This is a genomic window from Mycetocola sp. Y442, assembly GCF_056898615.1.
The window spans coordinates 770,897-794,242 of sequence record NZ_JBXHBV010000001.1; the positions used below are offsets into that span (position 1 = coordinate 770,897).

A 23,346-nucleotide genomic window follows, 5' to 3' on the forward strand; every position below is an offset into this window, starting at 1 on the left:
TCACCTTAGGAATCGGTGTCGACGACGTCGACGCGGACGCGTCGGCCATCGGCGAGGGCTGAAACCAGTGTGCGCAGTGCCTTTGCCGTGCGGCCTGAACGGCCGATCACACGGCCGAGGTCCTCGGGGTTCACGCGAACCTCGAGGACCTCACCGCGTGGTGAGCTCTGCGCTACGACGGTCACGTCGTCCGGATTGTCAACAATCCCCTTGACGAGGTGTTCGAGAGCAGGTGCGAGCAATTGTTACGCCTTGTCTTCTTCTGCAGCGGTCTCGTCAGCGGCAGGAGCCTCTTCCTTGACGGCCGGCTTCTCTGCCTTTGGCTTGAGGACCGGCTTCTTCTTCTCGTCTGCGACGAAGGGAACCTTGGGCTCCTTCACCTTGACGGTGGAAACAGCGTCCTTGTCACCCTTGAACTTGCCCCAGTCACCTGTGAGCTTGAGAAGAGCGGCAACCTGCTCGGTCGGCTGTGCGCCAACGGAGAGCCAGTACTGCGCGCGGTCAGACTTGACCTCGATGAAGGAGGGGTTCTCGGTGGGGTGGTACTTGCCGATTTCCTCGATGACGCGGCCGTCGCGCTTGGTGCGCGAGTCAGCAACGACGATGCGGTAGTACGGCGCACGGATCTTACCCATGCGCTTCAAACGAATCTTGACAGACACAATTCTCCTGAATTATTTGTTGTGTGATTGTGCTCGTCACCGGGAGCGTGGGGGCACACTCGGTCCGAAAGCCTTCTAATGCTGTAGCGCCTGATTAGAGGGTCGGGCGAGTACAGACTCGACTAACCATTCTGTCAGATATTTCGGCGTTGTGTGACCACGTTCGGTTGCCGGTCCCTAGCCGTTCATGCGGTCGCGCCAGTCCAGCCAGCGCTTGACCTTCGCGATGTCGTAGTCGGGCCCGCTGAGTCCGATCGTGAACATCGTCGTTCCGAGTTCGAGAAGCTTCTCGGCGTTCTCCTCGCTCGAATCTCGTATCTCCGTGGAAATCTCGATCTCGCTGACGTCGCGGCCAACGTCTTCTCCGTGTGCGCGGAGAACCTCGAGCTTCTCGGCAAGCACCTCCGGCGTGCTGAAGCTGTGCCAGATGTCGGCGTGCTCAGCGACGATGCGCAGTGTCTTCTTGACGCCGCCTCCCCCGATCATGATGGGGATCTTCCGCACCGGTGGCGGGTTGAGCTTCGACCACCGCTCTCTGATCACCGGAAGGTCGTTCGCGAGAGCGGCGATCCGTGAGCCAGGGGTGCCGAACTCGTAGCCGTACTCGTCGTAGTCGCGCTCGCACCAGCCGGCGCCGGTGCCGAAGATGAAGCGGCCACCCGAGATGTGGTCGAGGGTCCTGGCCATGTCGGCCTGAAGGTTAGCGTTCCGGTAACTGTTGCAGTTCACGAGCGTGCCGAATTCGACACGGCTCGTCTGCTCTGCCCAGGCGCCGAGCATCGTCCACGCCTCGAAGTGGAGCCCGTCAGGCTCGCCCGACAGCGGGAAGAAGTGGTCCCAGTTGAACAGGATGTCGACGCCAGCGTCTTCGAGTTCGGATACTGCGTCGCGGATGGTCCGGTATTGGGCGTGCTGTGGTGCCAGTTGCACGCCGATACGAACCGGTCGTTGTGCGTGAGTTGTCGTCATGCCTAGAGCCTAGATCCACAGCGCCGCCGCGCGTGGAATGATGAAAGGGTGCTGCGCTCCCGCGCGGCGGATGCGGACAACGGTATGGGCATTGAGTTCACGCGATCTGAACGGTCGACCGTCGGGATCGAGTGGGAACTCGCCCTCGTCGACCGCGACACAGGTGAACTCGTTTCCGCCGCTGACGAGGTGCTCCAGGACCTCGAGAGCCCCGAAGGCCAGCCGCACCCCCGGATCACCGGTGAACTCCTCCTCAACACCATCGAGCTTGTGAGTGCGGTTCACCACCGGGTCTCCGACGCCGTCGCCGATCTCGATGCCCAGCTCACCGAGGTCCGTCGTGTCACAGATCCCCGCGGCATTGAACTGATCGGAAGCGGTTCACACCCGTTCGGGCAGTGGTACGACCAGCCTGTTGCAAACAAGGCGAGGTACCACAAGCTCATCGAGCGCACCCAGTGGTGGGGACGCAACATGCTCATCTGGGGCATGCATGTGCACGTTGGCATTGAAGACCGCGACAAGGTCATCCCCATCCTCAACAGCATGCTCAGGTTCTTCCCGCACCTGCAGGCCCTGAGCGCGTCGAGCCCGTACTGGGGCGGCATCGACACCGGATACGCGTCCAACCGTTCGCTAATGTTCCAGCAGCTTCCAACGGCCGGGCTGCCGTACCAGGTCGCGGACTGGGCCGAGTTCGAAGCGTACGTCCAGGACATGACGGCGACGGGCACTATCGACGACTACACCGAGGTGCGCTGGGACATCCGACCATCTCCGCACTGGGGAACCATCGAGGTCAGGTTCTGCGACGGCGCCTCGACACACGCCGAGCTTGCCGCGGTCGCTTCCCTCATCCACTGCCTCGTCGAGCACCTCTCGACGCTCCTCGACGAGGGACACGAGCTGCCCACCCTGCCGCCGTGGTACGTGCGCGAGAACAAGTGGCGATCAGCACGCTACGGCCTCGACGCGACCATCATCACCGACAGGCACGGCACGGAACGGTCCGTGACAGACGACATCCGTGACCTCGTCGGTTCTCTCGCGCCGATCGCCGAGCGGCTCGGTTGCGCCCAGGAACTCGCCTCGATCCCGTCGATCATCGACACCGGCGGCAGCTACACCCGCCAGCAGGCGACCGCGGCAGAGAACGAGGGCGACCTCACCGCCGTGGTCAAGTCACTGATCGGCGAGCTCAGAGCCGGCTTCGTCAGCCACTGATCCGGCAGCCCCTGACACGCAGCTCTGACCCGGCAGCCCCCGATACGAGAACACCCGTTCCGGTCGAGAACATCCGCTGTAACGGGTGTGTTCTCGACCGGAACGGGTGTGTTCGCTGAGACGCGGAGTGACCGGGGGTCAGTTCCCGAGGAACTTCTGCAGGGTCGCGAGTTCTTCCTCAGTGGGGGCGGCCTGGCCTTGACCGGTCGCGCCGCCGAGTCCGAACCCGGTTCCACCGGGCGTCAGGGCAGCACCGGGCTTGGTGCCCGACGCGAGAGCCGCATTTTCCGTCGCGCGCTTGGCGGGGTTACCGCTCTTCGAACCCTTTTTCTTGGGCTGCTGCTTCTTCGAGCCGCCGCTGCGCGCACCGGGGATGGGTCCCATGCCCGGGATCTGCGGCACGCCACCCTTGGCGACGGTCTTCATCATCTTCGCGGCCTGCTCGAACCGGTTCACGAGGGCGTTGACCTCGGTCACCGTCGAGCCCGAACCGCGCGCGATGCGCAGGCGGCGCGAGCCGTTGAGCAGCTTCGAGTTCTGGCGTTCGGCGAGGGTCATCGACTGGATGATGGCCTCGGTGCGAACGATCTCGCGCTCGTCGAACGAATCCAGCTGCTGCTTCATCTGGCCCATGCCCGGCAGCATGCCCATCATCTTCTTGATGGAGCCCATGTTGCGCAGCTGCTGCATCTGCTTGAGGAAGTCGTCGAGCGTGAAGGTCTCGGTCGAGAACTTCTCCGCCATCGCCATGGCTTCTTCTTCATCGAACGCCGACTGCGCCTGCTCGATGAGGGTGAGGATGTCACCGAGGTCGAGGATCCGGCTCGCCATCCGGTCGGGGTGGAACGGCTCGAAGTCGTCGAGTCCCTCACCCGTCGAGGCGAAGATGATCGGCCTGCCGGTGACGGATGCCACGCTCAGTGCGGCACCACCGCGGGCGTCGCCGTCAAGCTTCGACAGAACCACGCCGGTGAAGTCGACGCCTTCCTGGAACGCCTGGGCCGTCTTGACGGCATCCTGACCGATCATGGCGTCGATGACGAAGAGTACTTCGTCGGGATCGATGGCCTTGCGGATGTTCGATGCCTGCTTCATCAGCTCGGCGTCGACGCCGAGGCGTCCGGCGGTGTCGACGATGACCGTGTCGAACTGCTTGGTTTTGGCGTAAGCGATCGAGTCCTTCGCGACCCGCACCGGGTCGCCGACACCGTTGCCCGGCTCGGGAGCGTAGATCGCGACTCCGGCCTGCTCGGCGACGACGGTCAGCTGCGTTACCGCGTTGGGGCGCTGGAGGTCGGCGGCGACGAGGAGCGGCGTGTGGCCGTCTTTCGCGAGCCACTTGGCGAGCTTGCCGGCGAGGGTGGTCTTACCCGCACCCTGGAGACCGGCGAGCATGATCACCGTCGGCGGGTTCTTCGCGAACTCGAGGCGACGCTGCTGCCCACCGAGGATGGCGACGAGCTCGTCGTTGACGATCTGAACGACCTGCTGTGCCGGGTTGAGCGCCTTGTTGACCTCATCGCTGAGGGCGCGTTCACGGACCTTGCCGGTGAATTCCTTGACGACGTCGAGGGCGACGTCGGCGTCGAGCAGGGCGCGACGAATCTCGCGGACTGTGCCGTCGACATCCGATGCCGACAGCGAACCCTTCTTGCGGAGGTTCTTAAAAGTCTCGGAGAGCCGGTCTGAGAGGTTTCCAAAAGTAGCCATTTGAGATCCAGTTTACCGAGCGTCGGCGGTACCGGGTGACGTTGTGGCTGTGAGTGTCTACTCGAGCAATTCGATGCCGACCGACTCGCCCCGGTTCGACAGCGAGACGACGAGCGCGAGGTCGGAGTTGTCCGGGTCGAACGCGAACTCGAACGACGCAAACGGCGCGCCTTCACCGGTCTGGTGGGGGTGGATCGCGACGCGGATGAGCTGGAGCGAACGGATGATGTCGACGTCGTTGTCTCCTGACCGGTCGACGAGCATCTCGGGCAGGTCCTCCCCCACCTCTTCGACGGTCGCTTCGATGAAGCTCGTCACGTCAGAGCTGCGGTTGTCGACGTCACTGAGCATGGCCTCACGGGCACGCAGGTCGAGCCCGTCGAGGGAACTGACGAAACCGGCAGCGGTGTCGAGCCCTTCGACGGTGACGGTCCGGTCACCGGGAGAACTCACCGAGACGTCGACGGGCTGATCGCCGACCTCGACGGTCTCCGACCAGTAGATTCCACCGTTCGCGTCGCTTTCGAGCGCGCCGAAGAAGTCGTGTTCCGTTGTCATATCAGCCAACCAGTTTCTGTGCGAACACGTGCGGGGTGAAGCCGGTGAGGTCGTGGATGCCCTCGCCCTGGCCAACGAGCTTGATCGGAATGCCGGTCTTCTCCTGGACCGCGAGCACGAAGCCGCCCTTCGCTGACCCGTCCAGCTTGGTGAGGACGAGGCCGGTCACCCCGGCATGCTCAATGAATGCTTCGGCCTGGGAGAGCCCGTTCTGACCTGTCGTCGCGTCGAGCACGAGGAGCACCTCGGAGATCGGTGCCTGCTTCTCGACGACCCGGCGGATCTTGGAGAGCTCGTCCATCAGACCGCCCTTGGTCTGCAGCCGTCCAGCCGTGTCGATGAGGACGATCTCGATGCCGTTCCTCTTGGCGAAGTCAACGGTCTGGAAGGCGACGGACGCCGGGTCCTGGCCGTGCTGCTGCGGGCGCACGATCTGGGCTCCCCCGCGCTCAGCCCAGGTGGCGAGCTGCTCGACGGCAGCCGCGCGGAAGGTGTCAGCCGCTCCGACGACGACAGTGCGTCCGTACGTGCCGAGGAACTTCGAGAACTTGCCGATCGTCGTGGTCTTGCCGACGCCGTTGACGCCGACGACGAGCACGACGGCGGGCCGCTCGGTGAGCTTCAACGTTGTGTCGTATTTCGAAAGACGCTCTTCGATCGATTCGCGGAGCATCCGCTGCAGGTCACGAGGGTCGGTGGTGCGGTACCTGTCGACCTTGGCGTGCAGGTCATCGATGACCGCCTCGGTGACATCCGGGCCGAAATCAGCGGTGAGCAGCGCGTACTCGAGGTCTTCCCACGTGTTCTCGTCGATGGTGGGCTTGGAGAACATGCCCTTGAGAGCGCCCGAAAGGGACCAGGACGAAGTTTGTGCCATGTACTAAGACTAACGAGTCGTCAGCTCGCCTTCTCCTCGTTCGCCACCCGCTGACCCACGACCGCCGACACTCCGTCCTGCCGCATCGAGACGCCGTAGAGGGCATCCGCGATCTCCATCGTGCGCTTCTGGTGCGTGATCACGATGAGCTGGCTCGATCGCCGAAGGTCTTCGAAGATCGTGAGCAGGCGGCCGAGGTTCGCGTCGTCGAGCGCCGCCTCGACCTCGTCCATGATGTAGAACGGGCTCGGCCTCGCCTTGAAGATCGCAATGAGCAGGGCGACGGCGGCCAGTGAGCGTTCTCCACCGGAGAGGAGCGACAGCCGTTCGATCTTTTTGCCGGCCGGCTTCACGGTGACCTCGATGCCCGTGGTGAGCAGGTCGTCGGGGTTGGTCAGCGAAATGCTGCCGGTACCGCCGGGGAACAGCACCGGGAACACCTCACCGAACGCGGTGAGTGTGTCGTCGAAGGCGCTGGCAAAGATCGCCTGCATCTTGTCGTCGAGTTCCTCGATGATCGTCAGCAGGTCCTTGCGCGTGTTGGTGAGGTCGGTGAGCTGCTCGGTGAGGAACTTGTGTCGCTGTTCGAGCGCGGCGAATTCCTCGAGGGCGAGCGGGTTCACGCGACCCAGCTGCGCCAGCTTGCGCTCCGCTTTCTCGAGCCGCTTCTGCTGTTCGGGGCGGGAGAAACGGATGCCGTCGGTCTCGTTGTCGTTGTCGGGTTCGTTTGAGGCCTGGTCGGTCGGGATAAGCACATCGGGCCCGTACTCGGCGACGAGCACGTCCTCGACCAGGCCCAGCTCCGAAGCGGCCCGTTCGAGCAGGCTGGAGAGATGCAGCTTCTTCTCGTAGATCTGCAGTTCGAGCCCGTGCACGTTCTCCGTGATCACCTGGAGCCGTTCACGCAGGCCCTGCTCCTCGCGGCGCAACCCGGTGAGCTCGGCATTCTGGCTCGCGCGTTCCTCCTCCGCCCTGGCCAGCACGAGTTTCGCCTCGGCAACGGACCCGTCAACGGAATCGAGCACGGAGGGAAGGATGTTCGCGACGGCGGTTGCCGCATCGATCTGGCGCCCGCGGATCACGGCGCGGCGCGCGGCTGCTTCGGCGGCGACCCGGTCGGATTCCATCTGCGCGAGCAGGTTCTTGACCCGCTGTTCCTCTGACCTGACGCGTTCCCTCGCCGTCTCAAGTTGCAGCCGGGACTCGATCTCACGTTCCCTGGCCTGCTCGAGTTCGACGAGGAGCGCTTCGCGCCCCGAAACGTCCAGGATCGGGCGGGGCCTTGAGCGCGCGGCATCCAGTTCGGCCCTGGCCTTGTTCGCTGCGGACTCCGCCTCGGCCACTGCGCCAGCAGACTGCGCGAACGCGGTCTGAAGCCTGTCGCTCTCCGCGGTCGACGCCTCGACCTGGACCCGTGCCCTGTTGAGCTTCTCTGCCTGCGCCGCCAGCTGCGCGTCGAACTCGCGCAGTGCTCCGAGAGCGGCGCGCGAGAGCTCCTTCGCTCCGGCGAGCGCCGTCCGCTGCTCGTCGAGTTCGAACCTGACGTCCTCGAGTGCCGAGGTCACCTCGGTCAGCCGCTCAGCCGCAGCGTCGCGCTCGGCGATGAGTTCGATGCGGCCCTGCTTGGCGCCCGATCCTCCCCGCAGGACGAAGTCCGTGAGCACGTCACCGGTGCGGGTGATCAGGGTGACGGGCCCGCCAAGCCTGCCGAGTTGTGGTGCGGCGCGGCGTGCTGCGTCGACGTCTTCGGCGATTCCGATGAAGGTCAGGATGCCGAGCACACCGGTCGGCGCCGTGACCACACTCGTCGCGGGAACCACGCCCTCGATCGCAGGCCATTCGACCTGCCGCGCCGTGGCATCCGCCATCACGATTTCGACCCGACCGAGGTCGTGATCCTTCGCGTGCGCGATGGCGCGCTCGGCGGCAGCCCTGTCGTCAGCGAGGAGCCCGTCAGCGAGCGTCCCGAGCGCCGATGCGATGGCCGCCTCGAATCCGGGCGTCACCGAGACGGCATCGGCGACGACACCGCGGATGCCGTCGAGCCCGGCGGCGATGAGGTCGGCTGAGCCGTCCTTGATGTTGAGTGCCCGGGAGAGGGCGCTGGTCTGTGCGGCGAGCGCGTCGCGCTCACGCTCGTGGCCATGGAGCAGTTCGCGGAGGCGTTCGATCTCGGCCTCGGTCTCGAACACCCGTGCCTGCGCGAGTTCGTAGGCTTCGTCGAGCCCGCTCTCCCCCGCGTCCACGTCAGCCGCGCTCTCCTCGACCTCGGCGAAGTGCCGCACGGCCGCCTCCCTGCGCTCAGTCGCGGCGGCGAGCGCGTTCTCCTGGCGGAGACGCTCGCCACGCACGGCGGCCAGCCGCGACGACGCGGCGTCGGCCTGCCCGCTGAGCTTCGTGATTTCCAGGTCGTGCCGGGAGACGAGGGCACTCTGGGCGGCGATCTCCATGTCGACGGCATCGAGTCGTTCGCGGGAGGCGAGGGTCGCCTGCTGGGCGGACCGCCACGCGTCTTCCGCCGTGAGGATGGCCTGCTTCAGTGCGTCGACCTCGGCCCGTGCGTCGTCGACCATGCTTCGCGTGACGCTCGAGGATGCGTCGAAGGTCTCTGACTGCGCTCCGAGGAGAGCGAGCCGCTGGTTGGCGAGGGTGAAGAGGTTGCGGAGCCGCTCCTGCACGGACTCGAGCGCGAAGCTCGTGCGCCGTGCCGCGTCGACGGCGTCGCCGACCTGGGCCTGCTCGATCCGCGCGATGCGCAGCTGTTTCTGCTCGAGCTGCTCCTGCAGCACGATGCGCTCGGTGTGCCTCTCGCTCTCGGTACGGCCATAACCGTCGAGCAGGGTCCTGAGCGTGACGACCTCATCGGCGAGCAGCCTCGCCTTGGCATCACGGACGATGGAGGCGATGGTCTGCGCTTCGCGGGCGACCTCAGCCTGTCGGCCGAGCGGCTTCAGCTGCCTGCGGATCTCCCCCGCCAGGTCGCTCAGCCTGGTGAGGTTGGTCTGCATGGCCTCGAGCTTGCGGAGCGTCTTCTCCTTGCGGCGTCGGTGCTTCAGGATGCCTGCGGCTTCCTCGATAAAGCCGCGACGTTCCTCCGGGCTCGCCCGAAGTACCGCATCGAGCTGGCCCTGACCGACGATGACGTGCATCTCGCGCCCGAGTCCTGAGTCGCTCAAGAGTTCCTGCACGTCGAGCAGCCTGCACGTGTCGCCGTTGATCGCGTACTCGCTGCCCCCGTTCCTGAACAGGGTGCGACTGATTGTCACCTCGGTGTATTCGATCGGGAGGGCACCGTCCGAGTTGTCGATGGTGAGGATGACCTGTGCGCGACCGAGCGGGCCGCGCGTCGACGTGCCAGCGAAAATGACGTCGTCCATCTTGCCGCCGCGGAGCGTTTTTGCGCCCTGCTCGCCCATCACCCAGGCCAGGGCGTCGACGACGTTGGACTTCCCGGATCCGTTCGGACCGACCACACAGGTCACGCCGGGTTCGAATGCAAAAGTCGTCGGCTGCGCGAACGATTTGAAGCCCTTCAGGGTGAGGCTCTTCAAATACACGCTGTCTCCGGTCTCTCCGCGCTTCTGCCACGCGAATTCTCAGCACTACCGTACCCAACGAACCGTCGTGAACCCCGACAGACCCGGGCATTCCCGCGAAATAGCCACCCTTTACAGCCCGATCGGCCGTGGCTAGGCTGATCCGCTGCCCGCGGCACGCCGGCACCAGACAGGTAGGGACGGAACATGGCTTTGCACCCGCTGATCGATGAGGTGTCGATCGAGGAACTCGCCATTCCCGCCACCCTCGATTCACCCGACGGCCGGTCGTTCGTCGAGATGGTGAACCTCCGCAACAGGGTCGAGGAGGAAGCGCTCGGCACGGACGACCTGACGCGGACGTCGAAGGAGTACCTTCCTGACTGGCATGACAGCTTCGCTCCCAAGCGGCTCTTCCTCGCCCGCCTGAACGGCCGTCTCGTCGGACGCGGAGTGTATGAGTGGCAGCCCGAGGAGGGTGCCCCCGCCGCGTTTCTCGAAATCGAGGTGGAGAGCGACGTTCGCCGGAGAGGTATCGGAACAGCTCTGCTCCGCGTGCTCGAGGCTCTTGCCGATAGCAACGGCCTGCGGGTGCTCCAGTCCTTCAGCATGCACCGGCCGTCGGAGACTAACGACGTCGTCGTGCCACCGACCGGCTTTGGCACCGTCGACCGGGACTCACCCGCCGTCCGGTTCGCCGAGGCTCACGGGTACAACCTCGAGCAGGTGGCGCGGGTGTCACGAATCGAACTCCCGATCGATCCGGAGGTGCTCGCGGATAACCGACGTGTCGCTGAATCACACGCGTCGGGCTACCGGGTCGTGCAGTGGGTGGGGCGGTGCCCGGAACAGTGGCTCGCCGACATGGCACGGCTGCACCAGAGAATGTCGACGGATGCCCCTGCCGCCGGCCTCGAATTCGCTGAAGAGCACTGGGACGAAGCCCGCGTGGCCAACCTCGACGAACGCAACGAGGCCGGAGGACGTACGAACCTGACCTCGGCCGCGCTGGATATCGCCACGAATCGGCTCGTCGGCTATACCGACATCGCGATCCCCGAAGCGAACGGCAAGACGGCCATCCAGGAGGACACGCTCGTGCTCCGAGAACACCGCGGACACCGGCTGGGAATGCTGCTGAAGCTCGCGAACCTCGAGCAGCTCATGCGTGTCTCGCCCGCATCACCCGCCATCATCACGTTCAATGCCGAGGAGAACCGTCCGATGCTGAGTGTGAACGAAGCCGTCGGCTTTGTCCCTCTGGCCTACGAAGCGTCGTGGAAAAAGGTGGTCTGACCCGGGCTCCCGGTCGGCCCGTCACTCAGGGCGCTGTCACTCCGGGGCCCACCGAGGCAGTCGCTCAGCCGACGGGAAGCTCTGCGACCGGTTCGTCGTTGACGCTCAGCACTCGCCAGCCCTCGCCCAACCGGTCGAACGTCGCGACAGACGCGTTACGGATCTGGTCGAACCGGCGTCCGGCGAGCGACGACAGCGTGTACCTGATGATCGTGCCGTGGCAGACGATGAGTGTGTTGCGATCCCCGTAGTCGGCGTGCACGCGCTCGATGGCCGCTGTGCCGCGCGCGACGACTGACTCGAGCGATTCGAGACCAGGGAAGTCCCTGGCCGGCCAGCGCTCGGCGATGACCTCGGCGGTTGCGCCCTCCGCCTCGCCGTAATTCCGTTCGACGAGTTCGTCGTATGCGGGGCCGAGTTCAATGCCGAGGCCCTCCGCGATGATCGACGCGGTCTCCCTGGCACGGCGGAGAGGCGAGCTGACGATGACTTCCCAGTTCACTCCATCCAGCGTCGCGATCGCGTCACGCGCCTGCTGCCGACCAGTCTCATTGAGGGGAATATCGGTGGAACCCTGGAGTCGGTTCTCGAAATTCCAGTCGGTCTGGCCGTGGCGAATGAAAGCGAGTGTCATACATCCATCTTCCCCGCGACCGGGCGTTCGCCCTAACCGGCGGGTCGGGCGCAGGTCATATGTCGGCTGCGCAGAGACAGGCAGCGGGGGCAGAAGCTCCGCAAAGCGGCTCGTTTGTTGAAGCCGACGGTGAGGAGCCCCGGCGGCTCGGTGGTCGCAAATGCACGTTACGGAGCGCTCTTGCCTGCATTTGCGACAGTCGAAGCCGACGGTGCACAGCCCCGACGGTTCGGTGGTCGCAAATGCACGCTTTTGAGCGTTATGGCGTGCATTTGCGACAGTTGAAGCCGACGACACCCGGATGCCGGGACGGCGCGGTGCAGGCGGGGCGAGGCGCGGTGCAGGCGGGACGGCGCGGTGCAGGCGGGGCGACCAGAGGGTGGTCGCGGTTGCAGGCGGGGTGCTCAGCGTCGACGCTGGCAGCGCGGGCAGAAGTGCGACGACCGGTTCATGAACTTCTCCCGCCGAAGCGGTGTCCCACAGCGGGGGCACGGCTGGCCCTGGCGCCCGTAGGCATTGAGGCTGTGCGCGAAATACCCGCTCGCCCCGTTCACGTTGACGTATTGCGCGTCAAAACTCGTCCCGCCCTCGGCCAGGGCCTTCTCGAGCACGGCACGCACCTCGGTGAGCAGCACGCCGGCTCTCCGCTTCGACAGAGAGGACGCCGGCTGCTCGTAGTGGATCTTCGCAGCCCACAGCGCTTCATCGGCGTAGATGTTGCCAATGCCGGAGACCAGGGTCTGATCGAGAAGTGCGCGTTTAACCCCTGTGCCCTTGCGGCCAAGGCGCTCCAGGAACCCGCCGTCGTCGAAGGCCTCGTCGAGCGGATCCCGCGCTATGTGGGCCACCTGGCTCGGCACGCGTGCGGGTCCTGGGACCGCACCGGAGAAACCTCCCGGTTGGCCGTCCGGCGTTCGCAGCAGGGTGTCGACAGCCATCCCGCCGAAGATGCGCTGGTCGACGAAATTGACGAGCAGTTCGCCATGCTCTGGTGACTCGATGCCGATGCGGATGCGCGTCAGCCGGTCGTCGGTCCCCGGCGAACGCAGCAGCATCTGTCCGCTCATGCCGAGGTGGGTGACGAGGGCCGTGTCGTTATCGAGCGGAAACCACAGGAACTTGCCACGACGCGTTGCAGCGAGGATCCGTCGCCCCTCGAGCAGGTCCACGAAGACCCCGGATGCCGCCGGATGGCGTTTGAGGCTCCTCGCGTCGAGAACGTCGACGCTCGTGATCAGCGCACGGGTGACGGCGGGCTCGAGGCCGGCTCGCACCACCTCGACCTCAGGAAGCTCGGGCACTCAGCTCGGTCCATGCGGTGAGCGCTGCCGCCATCTCGGCGTGTTTCTTGCTCGAACCCTCACCGACGGCGGTCACGAGGGAGCCCACGGTCACCGTGGCGACAAACACACGGTTGTGGTCTGGCCCTGACGCTTCGATCTCGTAGACGGGAGCCGGAGCGTTGAAGCGAGCGGCGACTTCCTGCAGGCTCGTCTTCGGGTCCATTGCCGCACCGAATCGTGCGGGATCCTCGAGGAGCGGTTCGACCAGTCGCAGCACGAGTGCAGAGGCTGTCTCGAGGCCCTGGTCCAGGTACACGGCACCGATGAGAGCTTCCATGGTGTCGGCGAGTATGGACGCCTTATCGCGTCCGCCGGTGAGCTCTTCGCCCCGCCCGAGCTTCAGGTGGGCGCCGAGGCCGATCGTCCTCGCGATTTCGGCGAGGGCGGCCGTCGACACGACACTCGCACGCATTTTGGCGAGGGAACCCTCCGGCAGATCCGGGTTCTCCCGGTACAGCTTTTGGGTAACGCTCAAACCCAGCACCGAATCGCCGAGGAACTCGAGGCGTTCGTTGTGCGGGATGCCGCCGTTTTCGTACGCAAAAGAGCGGTGTGTGAGCGCATGCTCCAACACCGCTTCGTTAAGCGACACACCGAGGGCCGCCAGTAGCGACCCTCGGTCTGTCGTGCTGTCTGTTACCGACACTTCTCAGCCTTCGGTCTCAGCGAGCGAAGCGCTGACTAAACGTCGGCGACCTTGCGGCCCTTGTATTCCATGAAGAGCGCGGTGCCGGCGGAGTCTTCGACGACCTTGGCGCGGTGCGGAAGGCTGTATGTAACCTTGCCGTTCTCAACGGTCTTCACCAGGGTGGGGGCTTCAGCCTTCCACTGCGCACGGCGTGCACGGGTGGAGGCTCGTGACATTTTCCGCTTCGGAACAGCCATGACTTATCTCTCTTCTTTGCTTGGAGCATCCGAGTTGTCGGAGCTTGGGTCTTGGGAGAACCCGGCGAGCGCGGACCAGCGAGGATCCAGGTGCTCTTGGGGTTTTCTATCCGGGTTATCTGCCAGTCGCTCGCCGGTCTCTGGGTCGAGTCCGGGGCAATCTGGCCGGCATACCGGCTGAAACGGCAGTGATAAAACCACTGCGTCTCTGATCAGAGGTTCAAGATCCACATGGTCATTGTGAACCTCTAGGTCAGAAGCTTCTTCACCAGAGTACGCGAAAAGCTCCTGAAACTCGACTTGGACGCTCTGGGAGATGTCAATCAGGCATCTTCCGCACTCTCCGGTCGCAACAGTTTCGGCTTCGGCGGTAACGAGGATCCCCTCGTGGACCGACTCAAGTCGGACCCGTTCGTAGACCGGCGTTCCCTGGGTGACGGCAATGAGGCCAGCGCCCCAGGTCTCCGGAGCGTCGACGGTGATGTCGCGTTCCTGCATCTCACCCGGTCGCCGCACGAGGTCGCGGACGTTCACCGCGAATGGCAGTTTGGTGTATTTGGTCACCGAGAAATTCTACAGTGACCTTGGCACGCCCGCTGAGCGTCCGCTGGGTGTTCCTTGCAAAACGGATGCCGGTGCGAGCGTCGCGCGCAACCGAACGGGCAGCGTCGACGCCGTCGCCATCGCTCGCGTGAGGCGTTCGACGTCCGCGACGAGCGCTTCGCCCGAACTCGGCTCGGCTCGCGCCGCGAATCTGAGCCGTTCGACACTCTCGAGCAGGCGATCCAGGGCCTCGGCGTCGGGACCGGACAGCGCCACCGCCCGGGTGAGCTGCGCGGCGAACCCGCGGGGGGTTTCGGCGCCATTCATCCCGACGCCGAAATCGAGTGCCGCCTCGCTCAGCTCCTGCCAGGCGTCGACGGGGCCGGCGCGTCCGGTTCTGAGGGCGCGGAACCGGCGGCGGCGCCGCAGGCTTCTCCTCACCCAGGGGAACGCGACGATGGCGAGGACGATTACCCCGAAGGCGGCGATGATCCCGACGGGAGGTGCGGAGTCGACCTGCGACGAACCGGCCTGTGTTGTCGGCGCCTGCTCGACCGGAGTGCGCTCCTGTGCGTTCCGATTGGCGGAGTCCAGGTCATTCGGGTTCGCCGTCGGGCTGCCTTGAGACACCGATGTCGCGTAGTCGGGAACGTACCCTCGCCCCGGTGTCGGTTCGAACGGGACCCAGCCGACGCCGGAGAAATACAGTTCCGGCCAGGAGTGAAGATCGTCGGTCGCAACCGCATAGTTGCGCCGGTCCCCCGCGCTCCCCAGCCTGTCACCGGGGAGGTAGCCGAGTGCCACCCTGGCCGGGATGCCAAGCACCCTCGCCATGATGGCCATCGCCGAGGCGTAGTGGACGCAGTACCCGCTCTTCTTCTCGAGGAACTTGGCGATGACGTCGAAGCCGTCACCGTCATAGCCGTCCTCGACAGGGGCCTCGACGGAGTAGGTGAAGTCGGTGCTCCGCAGGTACTGCTGGAGCGCGAACGCCCGGTCGAACCCGTTCGTCGACTCCCCAACGAGCTGGGCGGCTGTATCAGTGATGATCGAGGGGATCTCATCAGGAAGTTCAAGGAACCGGCTGACGGAGTCCGGATACGCGCCGGGAGCGGCGATCAGTTGCTCCCGTGTCGGCTTGATCAGCACGCTCTCGGCGATGTACGACTGCCCGCTTGCGCTCGACAGGCGACTCGAGAGAGTGAGCCCGTCGACGTCCCACGACCAGCGCCCGGAGAGCCCGAAGACGCGCACGCTCGGGAACGGGACCGGAACCCAGGGCGCCACCATGGCCGCGACCTCGACGGTCGTCGTCGTTGGCTCCGTGGCCACCTCAGCGGACAGCCCGGGGACATCGACCATGAGGTCTGGTTCGTTGAAGACACGATCGTTCGAACGGCTCGCAGACCAGGTGGTCCCGTCGAACTGATCGAGGGTCAGAAGACGGAAATACAGCGACTCATCGGTCGTCGTGGTGTAGGTGAACTGGCGGGCCCCTCCCGGTCGCCTCAGGTCTTTTCCGAGGTCGACGAGGGGGCTCACGCCGCGTCCGAATGTCGAACCACCCGTTGCCTGGAAAAGGCTCTCGCCGTTGTAACCGGGGGCGACCGCCGCCGCCAGCAGTGCACCGATGACGGCGAAAGCGCCGATGCCGAGCATTCCCCTCGGGTGCCGCGCTGCCGACTGGCGCACCCTCGTGTCGGCGGCGAGGAGCACGAGATACGCGGCGGCGCACAGGGCGAGCGCGACCAGGTTGACCTCACCGATGACGAAGCCGGGAACCAGTGCGATGGCGACAACAGGGATGCCGGCGAGCGCCGGCATCCGGACGACGACCGCGAGCAGGTCACAGAGAAGGGCGAATGCGCCAGCCCCCACCGCGAGGACGAAGAGAATTCCGACGTCGGCGTTCGCCGGCGTGCCCTGACGGCTGATCGAGCGGAATCCGTCCGACATCAGTTCGCGGAAGGTTTCGGCGGTGTCCCAGGTGGGGACGACGAGGGCCAGCGCGGTGTCGGGAGCGAAAAACAGCACGAGCATCGCGACCCAGACGACACCACCGATGAGCGACCCGAGAGCCGGCCTCACGCCGAGTCCCCGGGCCGTTGCCGCGGAGCAGAGGACGACGGCGCCGAGCATCGCGGTTCCCAGCCACCATGAGGCACCGCTAAGGAGCGGGGAAAGTGTCGAGATTGCCACCGTGTAGACCAGAAGGGTCGCGAGGCTCAGCGGCCAGAGCCGCGCGCCCATCCTCTGACTGGTGACATGATCACGTCCCGGCCGGTCTCCCGGCCCGGCTGTCGGCGGGGCCTTCGCCGCTGCCGGGCGCTCTGGGGCTGTTTTAGTTCCCGACACGGTCACGGCCCCTCCGGGCGGACTGTCCGCCGGTTGCCCCGAACGCGACGAGAGACCACGCCTCGACCACCGGCGTGCGTTCGGTGAACACGGCGGTTCGCCATCCGGCGTCGCCAAGAACCTGGGCCTCGGTCGAGTAGCCGCGGCTCGCCTGGTTCTCGGCGGGGTCGAAGAAAGCGACGGCGGGGGCTGCGTTGATCTTCATCCCCGCCAGCCGCCGGGCTCCCGTCGGAGACACCTGTCCGAGAACCGCGAAGACGGGCATCACTTTTCCCGTTCTCCTGATCACCGTCGCAAGTCCGGCGGTCACGTCATAGCCGTCCGGCACCGGGTGGCGCTGCGTTTCGGCGAGGGTATCGAGCAGGGCGGGTGCAGCGCCGGGCTCGAACCGTGAGATGCGGTACGGCGACGTCCCCTCAGTGCTCGGGATGGCATCCGTCGCTGATTCGACGAGGGAGACCTGGTAGCCCGCATCAAGAAGGTGCACGCCGAGCGACGCAACGAGCTCGACCATGCGTTCGAAGTGAGCGTCAGAGGTGGCACCGTTCGCCTCACCCCTGCCGGCGAGGGCGGTGTCGAGCACGATTGCTGCTTCCGGGTCGCCCTGGCGCTCTTCCTGCCTCACCATGAGTTCGCCCCTGCGGGCCGTTTGACTCCAGTGCACGCGACGCAGCGAGTCGCCGGTGCGGTACTCCCTGGCGATGAGTTCGTCGGCACGCTGGGCCGCGAAGTGGTTCAGTTCGTGACGGACGCCGTCGCCGCTGGCATTCGCGAGGCCCGCATTGGCGAGCACACTGACGCGCGGCGTAATCGAGATCTCCCTGGTGCCGGCGATCGCGCGCTCGGCAACGACGAGCCCGAACGGGTCACCGTGGGTGACCCACAGCGGACCGATCGGGTACCGCCCCCTGTGGGAGGACCTGAGCTCGTATTCGATGTCAGTGGAGTAACCACGCCCGCGCTGCCACCTGCCTCGCGCCAGTTCGCCGGTCGGCGTTCGCCCGAAGACAGCCGGAACCTGCTCGATCCAGACGGTCGCGGTTTCAAGGTCACTCTTCGACGTCACCCTGGTGTGCACGACCGCGGGCTGGCCGACCATCACGCTCGGCGGCGAGAACGAGCGAACCGCGGCGAGCCTGGGCCTGTGGGCCTGGATGTACACAACGCAGCCCACGAACAGCAGCACCAGGAACGCGGACAGGTAGAGGCCTTCCCTCCTGTCGATGAGGGTCGCGCCGACGAGAACAGCGCCAGCGGTGAGAAGCACACTCCAGCCGCGCCTCGTGGGCCGAACGGCCCGCGAACTCCCACGGCTGGGCGTCGGCATCTCAGGTCCCTGTTGTGCGTGACGGCGGCACTGCCGTCTCGTCGATGATGCCGTCGATGATGTCGCGGATGAGTTCGTCCGTGTGCTGGTGGTTGCCGAGCGCCCTGCTCGTCGGCATCAGGCGATGGCCGAGGACAGCGTTCGCGAGCGCATCGATGTCATCGGGAAGAACGAAGTCCCTGCCCTCGACGAGCGCGAAGCTCTTCGCAGCCCGCACGAGCTGGAGCGTCGCGCGCGGGCTCCCTCCGAGCCTGAGGTCGGGATGTTCGCGGGTCGCGCGCAGGATCCGGACCGCATACTCCTTGACGGCATCAGAGACGTAAACGTCCCGAACGCTCGCCATCAGGCGCTGCACAGCGGATGCCGAGACAACGGGGGCAAGATCGGCGAGCGGATTCGTGACGTCCCGCGAAGCGAGCATGCTGAGTTCGGCGGACTCATCGGGGTAACCCATCGAAATGCGCGCCATGAACCTGTCTCGCTGGGCCTCAGGGAGCGCGTATGTCCCCTCCATCTCGATCGGGTTCTGGGTTGCGATCACGGTGAACGGCGTGGCCAGATGGTAGGTGGTCCCGTCCACGGTGACCTGACGCTCCTCCATGCACTCGAGCAGGGCGGATTGCGTTTTGGGTGACGCCCTGTTGATCTCGTCGCCGATCACGATGTTCGCGAAGACCGCACCAGGCTTGAACTCAAACCGCCGCTCGGCCTGGTTGTACACGGAGATTCCGGTCACATCACTCGGCAGGAGATCCGGCGTGAACTGGATGCGGCTGACCGTCGCCGTGATGGACCGGGCGAGCGCCTTCGCCAGCATCGTCTTCCCGACGCCCGGCACATCCTCGATGAGCAGGTGTCCCTCGGCGAGGAGCACCGTGAGCGCTGTGCGCACCACCCGGTGTTTCCCATCGATCACCGACTCCACATTGCGGATGATGTCCGAGGCGAGGCGATGCGCGTCGCGGATGTCGAAGCCCGCGGTCTCTTCGACCGCCGTGGCCTTGCCGTCCGTCGCCGGGATCGAAGTCATGATCGCTGGAGGAACCGGGTCACTGCAGCTGGCACGTACGGGCTGACATCCCCGCCGAGGGAGGACACCTGTCGCACGAGAGAACTCGACACGTGGGCATGGGCGGGATCAGGCAGCATGAACACCGTCTCGACGCCGGCGAGGTGCCGGTTGACGATCGCCATCGGTGTTTCATAGGCCACGTCGACCTGTGAACGGATGCCTTTCACCAGGACAGAGGCGCCGACGTCGGTCGCGTAGTCGACGAGGAGCCCGACACTCCAGGACGCCACCACGATCTTGCCCGCTATCCCCGCGTCACGAATCGACTCCTCGAGGAGCGAGACGCGCTCAGAGATCGGCAGAAGGGCAACCTTCGACGGGTTGTGCACGACGAGCACGTGGAGCTCGTCGAAGAGGCCGGCCGCCCTCTCGATCACGTCAAGATGCCCCAGGGTGACGGGGTCAAACGAGCCTGGAACGACGGCGATCCTCTGCATGGCCTCAGCCTACCGGCACACACAAGAGTCACGGGCAGTCCCCCAGAGAATCCGCAGTGACGCCCCCTCGTCCGATTCGCCGCGCGGCGGTTCTCAGTTTTTGGACAGCGCCGCGCGGGCCGACGCGTCGACGCGCTGCTCGAGCGCGTGACGCAACGCAACGTGGTCGTCGAGCCCTGGGTCGTGTTCGAGGACATCCTGCGCGTCTTCCCTCGCCCTGGCGATGAGATCGCCGTCCGAAGCCACGCGCAGCAGCTTGAGTGAGGAGCGTCCGCCGGACTGGGCACTGCCGAGGACATCTCCCTCCTGGCGCAGCTCGAGGTCGGCCTGGGCGAGTTCAAAGCCGTCGAGGGTGCTGGCGACCGCGTCGACGCGGGTCCTGGCGATGGTCCCGGGTGCTGCGTTCGTCACCAGCAGGCACAGTCCGGCCCATTCCCCCCTGCCGACGCGACCACGGAGCTGGTGTAACTGGGATACTCCGAACCTGTCGGCGTCGAGCACGACCATCGTCGATGCGTTCGGCACGTCGACACCCACCTCGATCACCGTTGTGGCCACGAGAATGTCGATCTCGTGGGCGGCGAACGCGCGCATGATGCGGTCTTTCTCCTCGCCTGGCATCCGACCGTGGAGCGCCTCGATGCGAAGATTCTTTGTCGCGGGCAACTGGCGCAGTTCGGCGAGCGTCCCGACCACGGTTGAACGCGGCGGGCCCTGGTCTTTCACGTCCTTCAGGTCCGGCAGCTGCGCATCGGGGTCGGTGGGGTCGAAGTCCACGTCGTCGGGCTCGTTGACGTCGATCGCTGAGCAGACCACGAACGCCTGTCGACCGGCAGCCACCTCCTCGCTGACCCGCTCCCACACCCGGTGGATCCACCCGGGATGTTCCGCGAGACCGGCGACGAACGACTCGATCCCGGCCCGGCCAGCCGGCAGCTCACGAATCGTGCTCACCTCGAGGTCGCCAAAGACGGTCATGGCAACGGTTCGCGGAATGGGAGTTGCGGTCAGTACGAGCACGTGGGGCGGCTGATGGCCCTTCTGCCGAAGCGCTTCGCGCTGCTCCACCCCAAATCGGTGCTGCTCGTCGACGACGACGAGTCCGAGGTCGTAGAAGGTCACGCTCTCTCCGAGCAGGGCGTGGGTTCCGACGACGATGCGCGCCTGGCCGCTCACGATTCGCAGCAGCGCCTTGCGTCTCTCCGCGGTCGGCATCGTCCCGGTGAGCAGCGTCGGGAACAGTTGCGCGGACAGGTCGGGCCCGAGCGACTTCACCAGGGACCTGAGGTGCTGGCCGGCGAGGACCTCGGTGGGTGCGAGCAACGCGGACTGCCCGCCCGAGTCTGCGGCGGCGAGCATTGCCCTGAGGGCGACGAGAGTCTTGCCTGAACCCACTTCGCCCTGCACGAGCCGGTTCATCGGCACCGGCTCCGCCATGTCCCTGGCGATCTCAGCGCCCACGCGGGTCTGATCGCCGGTGAGGGTGAAGGCGAGCTGCCTGTCGAACTGTTCGAGCAGACCGCCCGGGGTGGCGACGCGTGGTGTCGTTTCCTCCAGTCGGGCGATCTGCCGCTGCTGGAGCAGCGCCGCCTGGAGAAGGAACGCCTCGCGGTACCGCAGGGTTTCCTGCGCGACGTGCCAGTCGGCATCCGTCGTCGGCCGGTGGATCTTCTCGATCGCCTGGCCGTAGGTCAAGAGGTTCTCGCGAGTCCTGACCTCAACCGGGACCGGGTCGGGCAGTTCTGGCAGCGAATCGAGCACAAGCGCCATCGCCTTGTGCACCTGCCAGCTCGCCACTGTGCTCGTTGCCGGGTAGATCGGGATGGGAGTCTCCGCCCACTTCCTGGCCGCATCCGGTCTGGCGTCCGCGTCGGTTGACTCGAAGAGTTCGTAGTCGGGGTGGGCCAGCTGGAGTGCACCTTTGTAGTCGCCGACCTTGCCGGCGAAGATTCCGCGGGCACCGGGGCGAAGCTCGCGCGTCCGCCACGCCTGGTTGAAGAACGTCAGGCTCAGGATGCCTTTTCCGTCGGTGATGCGAACCTCGAGGATCGACCCCCTGCGGGCCTTCATGGTGCGCTCTCGCACCTCGATCACCTCGGCGACGATGGTCACCGGTTCGCCGACCGGCAGCTCACTCAGGGCGGTCAGCTCACCCCTGCGCGCGTATCGTCTCGGGTAGTGCTCGAGCAGGTCGCCGACGGTGACGACGCCGAAGGCACGCTTGAACGCGGACGCCGTTCGACCGCCGATGACGCTGTCGAGCTTGGCGGCCAGTGGCTGGGCGTTCATGCTCCGAGTCTATTCGGGCGCACCGACGTCGAGGCTCAGCGTACTGTGGGCTGGTGACAAGAATCGTTTCCGGATTTGCCGGTTCCCTGCCCCTGAAGGTCCCCAAATCCGGCACCAGGCCGACGAGCGACCAGGTTCGGGAGGCCATGTTCTCGGCACTCGATGCACGCGACATTCTGGACGGCGCGCAGGTGCTCGACCTCTACGCCGGATCCGGCGCCCTCGGCCTTGAAGCGGCAAGCCGGGGTGCGAGCGAGGTCATTCTCGTCGAACGCTCGTCTCAGGCAGCAGCAGTGTGCCGCCTCAACGCAAAGGCCGTGTCGAACGCAGCGCCGGGCAAGGTGAAGATCGACGTGGCATCGCGGCCGGTGCAGAGCTACCTCGACTCAGCGGTCGGGCCGTTCGACCTCGTCTTCCTCGACCCGCCGTACGACCTGCCCGAGGCAGAGCTGGCGTCGAACCTCGCGGCAGTCCTCAGGGTCCTCGGCCCCGACTCGCTCGTTGTGGTCGAACGGAGCTCACGCTCCCCCGAGCCGGTCTGGCCTGCGGGTCTCGTGCAGGCGCGACGCAAAAAGTATGGCGAGACCACCGTGTGGTGGGCAGTGCCGGAATAGGCCCTAGCCCGTGCCGCCGTTCCACCCCTCATAGGGATCCCAGCCGTCGACACCAGCGATAGCTTCGCCGCCAACGGTCACACCGTCGCCGGCGGTCACGCTGCCGATGACACGGAATCCCTCCGGCAGCTCACTGCCGGGTGGGAACGTCGCGAGCAGTGCGTGGTCCTCGCCTCCGCGCAGTGCCGTGTCGGGGTCGTCTCCCAGGCTGGCTCGGTCCAGGGTGATGGCGACACCGGATGCTGCGGCAATTCTTCGCGCGTCGAGGCCGAGCCCGTCCGACACGTCGAGCATCGCTGTTGCGCCGGCGAGTGCGGCGGCGACGCCTGACGCGATGGGAGGACGAGGTGCCAGCTGTGCGCCGACAACGCGGGGGTGCTCCTGCCTCAGCCGTTGAGCTTTCGCGTGGTCAGGCCTCCCGTCGCGGGTCACGGCATCCGTGAAGAGCAGTTTCAGGCCGGCCGCTGAGACCCCGGCGTCGCCACACAGCGCAAGAGTGTCGCCGGGGCGTGCCCCGGAGCGGAGAACCGGCGCGCGGCCCTCGAGGTCGCCGAATGCGGTGATGGCGAGGGTGAAGGTGTCGGAGACCGACAGGTCCCCGCCGACCACACCGCAGCCGGGAGCGAGCTCTTCGCAGGCATCCCGAAGACCTGTCGCGATGTCCTCGAGCAGCGTGACCGGGGTGTCGCGTGTTGCAGCGATGGCCACGACGAGCCCTGTCGGCCGTGCACCCATTGCGGCAACATCGGCGAGGTTTGACGCGGCTGCCTTCCAGCCGAGGTCGTGCCCGGTCGACCACGCGAAGCGGAAGTCCGGTCCGTGCACCATCATGTCTGTCGTGATCACGAACCTGCCGTCGGGAGCCGCCATCACCGCTGCGTCATCGCCTGGACCGACTGTTGCCGCACTGGCCGCAGGCAGAAGCGGGAAGATGCGCGACAGCACGGCCAGCTCGTGCACGCTGCCGACCGTGTCTGACCCGGCATCCGGGTGGGAGTTGTCAGGCTGCGTCATG

The 23,346-nt window shown here is 65.9% G+C and carries 21 protein-coding genes; 3 read left to right on the plus strand and 18 right to left on the minus strand.

Annotated elements, in window-relative coordinates; all coding sequences use genetic code 11:
• Nucleotides 1-5: 5 nt before the first annotated feature.
• The 3 genes from AC1X6S_RS03650 to AC1X6S_RS03660 all read right to left on the minus strand — a co-directional run bounded on the left by AC1X6S_RS03650 (nt 6) and on the right by AC1X6S_RS03660 (nt 1,631).
• Nucleotides 6-242 carry an RNA-binding protein gene (locus AC1X6S_RS03650; RefSeq protein ID WP_090709355.1) on the minus strand — a complete coding sequence of 79 codons (237 nt, stop codon included), beginning with the start codon at nt 240-242 and terminating at the stop codon, nt 6-8.
• A gap of 3 nt (nt 243-245) precedes the next feature.
• A complete protein-coding gene (gene rpsP / locus AC1X6S_RS03655; RefSeq protein ID WP_108391333.1) occupies nt 246-662 on the minus strand; it encodes a 30S ribosomal protein S16 in 417 nt (138 codons plus the stop codon).
• Between the two features lie 177 nt (nt 663-839).
• Nucleotides 840-1,631: an LLM class F420-dependent oxidoreductase gene (locus AC1X6S_RS03660; RefSeq protein ID WP_483404436.1), complete on the minus strand. Its 792-nt coding sequence runs from the start codon at nt 1,629-1,631 to the stop codon at nt 840-842.
• Nucleotides 1,632-1,715: 84 nt separating this feature from the next.
• Between AC1X6S_RS03660 and AC1X6S_RS03665 the strand changes: the two genes are divergently transcribed.
• A complete protein-coding gene (locus AC1X6S_RS03665) occupies nt 1,716-2,855 on the plus strand; it encodes a glutamate--cysteine ligase (RefSeq protein ID WP_483404970.1) in 1,140 nt (379 codons plus the stop codon).
• Nucleotides 2,856-2,993: 138 nt separating this feature from the next.
• Here AC1X6S_RS03665 and ffh read toward each other — a convergent pair whose 3' ends face one another.
• Genes ffh through smc form a run of 4 tightly spaced genes read right to left on the minus strand, consistent with a single transcriptional unit; the run spans nt 2,994 to nt 9,557 of the window.
• Complete coding sequence (ffh, locus tag AC1X6S_RS03670; RefSeq protein WP_483404437.1) at nt 2,994-4,565, minus strand: signal recognition particle protein; 1,572 nt, start codon at nt 4,563-4,565, stop codon at nt 2,994-2,996.
• Nucleotides 4,566-4,622: 57 nt separating this feature from the next.
• Nucleotides 4,623-5,123, minus strand: coding sequence for a DUF2004 domain-containing protein (locus tag AC1X6S_RS03675; RefSeq protein ID WP_483404438.1), 501 nt, complete (start codon nt 5,121-5,123; stop codon nt 4,623-4,625).
• A gap of 1 nt (nt 5,124) precedes the next feature.
• Nucleotides 5,125-6,000, minus strand: coding sequence for a signal recognition particle-docking protein FtsY (gene ftsY / locus AC1X6S_RS03680; RefSeq protein WP_483404439.1), 876 nt, complete (start codon nt 5,998-6,000; stop codon nt 5,125-5,127).
• A 20-nt stretch (nt 6,001-6,020) separates the two neighbouring features.
• Entirely contained in the window at nt 6,021-9,557 is a 3,537-nt protein-coding gene (gene smc / locus AC1X6S_RS03685) for a chromosome segregation protein SMC (RefSeq protein ID WP_483404440.1), read from the minus strand.
• Between the two features lie 186 nt (nt 9,558-9,743).
• On the opposite strand from smc, the gene AC1X6S_RS03690 reads away from it, so the two are divergent.
• Nucleotides 9,744-10,832 carry a GNAT family N-acetyltransferase gene (locus AC1X6S_RS03690; RefSeq protein WP_483404441.1) on the plus strand — a complete coding sequence of 363 codons (1,089 nt, stop codon included), beginning with the start codon at nt 9,744-9,746 and terminating at the stop codon, nt 10,830-10,832.
• Between the two features lie 64 nt (nt 10,833-10,896).
• Here the strand turns inward: AC1X6S_RS03690 and AC1X6S_RS03695 are convergent, their stop codons facing one another.
• The 10 genes from AC1X6S_RS03695 to AC1X6S_RS03740 form a co-directional block, all read right to left on the minus strand.
• The gene (locus AC1X6S_RS03695) at nt 10,897-11,466 is read right to left on the minus strand and encodes a histidine phosphatase family protein (protein ID WP_483404442.1); all 570 of its coding nucleotides are present in this window, start codon (nt 11,464-11,466) and stop codon (nt 10,897-10,899) included.
• A gap of 404 nt (nt 11,467-11,870) precedes the next feature.
• Nucleotides 11,871-12,767, minus strand: a complete 897-nt coding sequence (gene mutM, locus AC1X6S_RS03700) for a bifunctional DNA-formamidopyrimidine glycosylase/DNA-(apurinic or apyrimidinic site) lyase (protein ID WP_483404443.1) — start codon at nt 12,765-12,767, stop codon at nt 11,871-11,873.
• Nucleotides 12,751-13,416: a ribonuclease III gene (gene rnc, locus AC1X6S_RS03705; RefSeq protein ID WP_483404971.1), complete on the minus strand. Its 666-nt coding sequence runs from the start codon at nt 13,414-13,416 to the stop codon at nt 12,751-12,753. The genes mutM and rnc overlap by 17 nt, the downstream gene beginning before the upstream one ends.
• Before the next feature lie 74 nt (nt 13,417-13,490).
• Nucleotides 13,491-13,694: a 50S ribosomal protein L32 gene (gene rpmF / locus AC1X6S_RS03710; RefSeq protein WP_108391343.1), complete on the minus strand. Its 204-nt coding sequence runs from the start codon at nt 13,692-13,694 to the stop codon at nt 13,491-13,493.
• 3 nt (nt 13,695-13,697) lie between these two features.
• Complete coding sequence (locus AC1X6S_RS03715; RefSeq protein ID WP_483404444.1) at nt 13,698-14,258, minus strand: YceD family protein; 561 nt, start codon at nt 14,256-14,258, stop codon at nt 13,698-13,700.
• 9 nt (nt 14,259-14,267) lie between these two features.
• The gene (locus tag AC1X6S_RS03720) at nt 14,268-16,487 is read right to left on the minus strand and encodes a transglutaminase TgpA family protein (RefSeq protein ID WP_483404445.1); all 2,220 of its coding nucleotides are present in this window, start codon (nt 16,485-16,487) and stop codon (nt 14,268-14,270) included.
• Nucleotides 16,488-16,578: 91 nt separating this feature from the next.
• A complete protein-coding gene (locus AC1X6S_RS03725; protein ID WP_483404446.1) occupies nt 16,579-17,859 on the minus strand; it encodes a DUF58 domain-containing protein in 1,281 nt (426 codons plus the stop codon).
• A 61-nt stretch (nt 17,860-17,920) separates the two neighbouring features.
• Nucleotides 17,921-18,949: an AAA family ATPase gene (locus AC1X6S_RS03730; RefSeq protein WP_483404447.1), complete on the minus strand. Its 1,029-nt coding sequence runs from the start codon at nt 18,947-18,949 to the stop codon at nt 17,921-17,923.
• Nucleotides 18,946-19,428: a pantetheine-phosphate adenylyltransferase gene (coaD, locus tag AC1X6S_RS03735; RefSeq protein WP_483404448.1), complete on the minus strand. Its 483-nt coding sequence runs from the start codon at nt 19,426-19,428 to the stop codon at nt 18,946-18,948. The genes AC1X6S_RS03730 and coaD overlap by 4 nt, the downstream gene beginning before the upstream one ends.
• 93 nt (nt 19,429-19,521) lie before the next feature.
• Nucleotides 19,522-21,717, minus strand: coding sequence for an ATP-dependent DNA helicase RecG (locus AC1X6S_RS03740; RefSeq protein WP_483404449.1), 2,196 nt, complete (start codon nt 21,715-21,717; stop codon nt 19,522-19,524).
• A 53-nt stretch (nt 21,718-21,770) separates the two neighbouring features.
• Between AC1X6S_RS03740 and rsmD the strand changes: the two genes are divergently transcribed.
• Entirely contained in the window at nt 21,771-22,331 is a 561-nt protein-coding gene (rsmD, locus tag AC1X6S_RS03745) for a 16S rRNA (guanine(966)-N(2))-methyltransferase RsmD (RefSeq protein WP_483404450.1), read from the plus strand.
• A 3-nt stretch (nt 22,332-22,334) separates the two neighbouring features.
• Here the strand turns inward: rsmD and thiL are convergent, their stop codons facing one another.
• Nucleotides 22,335-23,345, minus strand: a complete 1,011-nt coding sequence (thiL, locus tag AC1X6S_RS03750) for a thiamine-phosphate kinase (RefSeq protein ID WP_483404451.1) — start codon at nt 23,343-23,345, stop codon at nt 22,335-22,337.
• Nucleotide 23,346 lies beyond the last annotated feature (1 nt).

Excerpts from the sequence above, each read along its gene's own strand:
- AC1X6S_RS03740 (WP_483404449.1), bottom strand. The coding sequence starts at position 21,717 with ATGAACGCCCAGCCACTGGCCGCCAAGCTCGACAGCGTCATCGGCGGT.
- AC1X6S_RS03690 (WP_483404441.1), top strand. The coding sequence starts at position 9,744 with ATGGCTTTGCACCCGCTGATCGATGAGGTGTCGATCGAGGAACTCGCC.
- coaD (WP_483404448.1), bottom strand. The coding sequence starts at position 19,428 with ATGCAGAGGATCGCCGTCGTTCCAGGCTCGTTTGACCCCGTCACCCTG.
- AC1X6S_RS03665 (WP_483404970.1), top strand. The coding sequence starts at position 1,716 with ATGGGCATTGAGTTCACGCGATCTGAACGGTCGACCGTCGGGATCGAG.
- ffh (WP_483404437.1), bottom strand. The coding sequence starts at position 4,565 with ATGGCTACTTTTGGAAACCTCTCAGACCGGCTCTCCGAGACTTTTAAG.
- AC1X6S_RS03730 (WP_483404447.1), bottom strand. The coding sequence starts at position 18,949 with ATGACTTCGATCCCGGCGACGGACGGCAAGGCCACGGCGGTCGAAGAG.
- ftsY (WP_483404439.1), bottom strand. The coding sequence starts at position 6,000 with ATGGCACAAACTTCGTCCTGGTCCCTTTCGGGCGCTCTCAAGGGCATG.
- AC1X6S_RS03695 (WP_483404442.1), bottom strand. The coding sequence starts at position 11,466 with ATGACACTCGCTTTCATTCGCCACGGCCAGACCGACTGGAATTTCGAG.
- AC1X6S_RS03720 (WP_483404445.1), bottom strand. The coding sequence starts at position 16,487 with ATGGGCGCGCGGCTCTGGCCGCTGAGCCTCGCGACCCTTCTGGTCTAC.
- AC1X6S_RS03660 (WP_483404436.1), bottom strand. The coding sequence starts at position 1,631 with ATGACGACAACTCACGCACAACGACCGGTTCGTATCGGCGTGCAACTG.
- AC1X6S_RS03675 (WP_483404438.1), bottom strand. The coding sequence starts at position 5,123 with ATGACAACGGAACACGACTTCTTCGGCGCGCTCGAAAGCGACGCGAAC.
- thiL (WP_483404451.1), bottom strand. The coding sequence starts at position 23,345 with ATGACGCAGCCTGACAACTCCCACCCGGATGCCGGGTCAGACACGGTC.
- rpmF (WP_108391343.1), bottom strand. The coding sequence starts at position 13,694 with ATGGCTGTTCCGAAGCGGAAAATGTCACGAGCCTCCACCCGTGCACGC.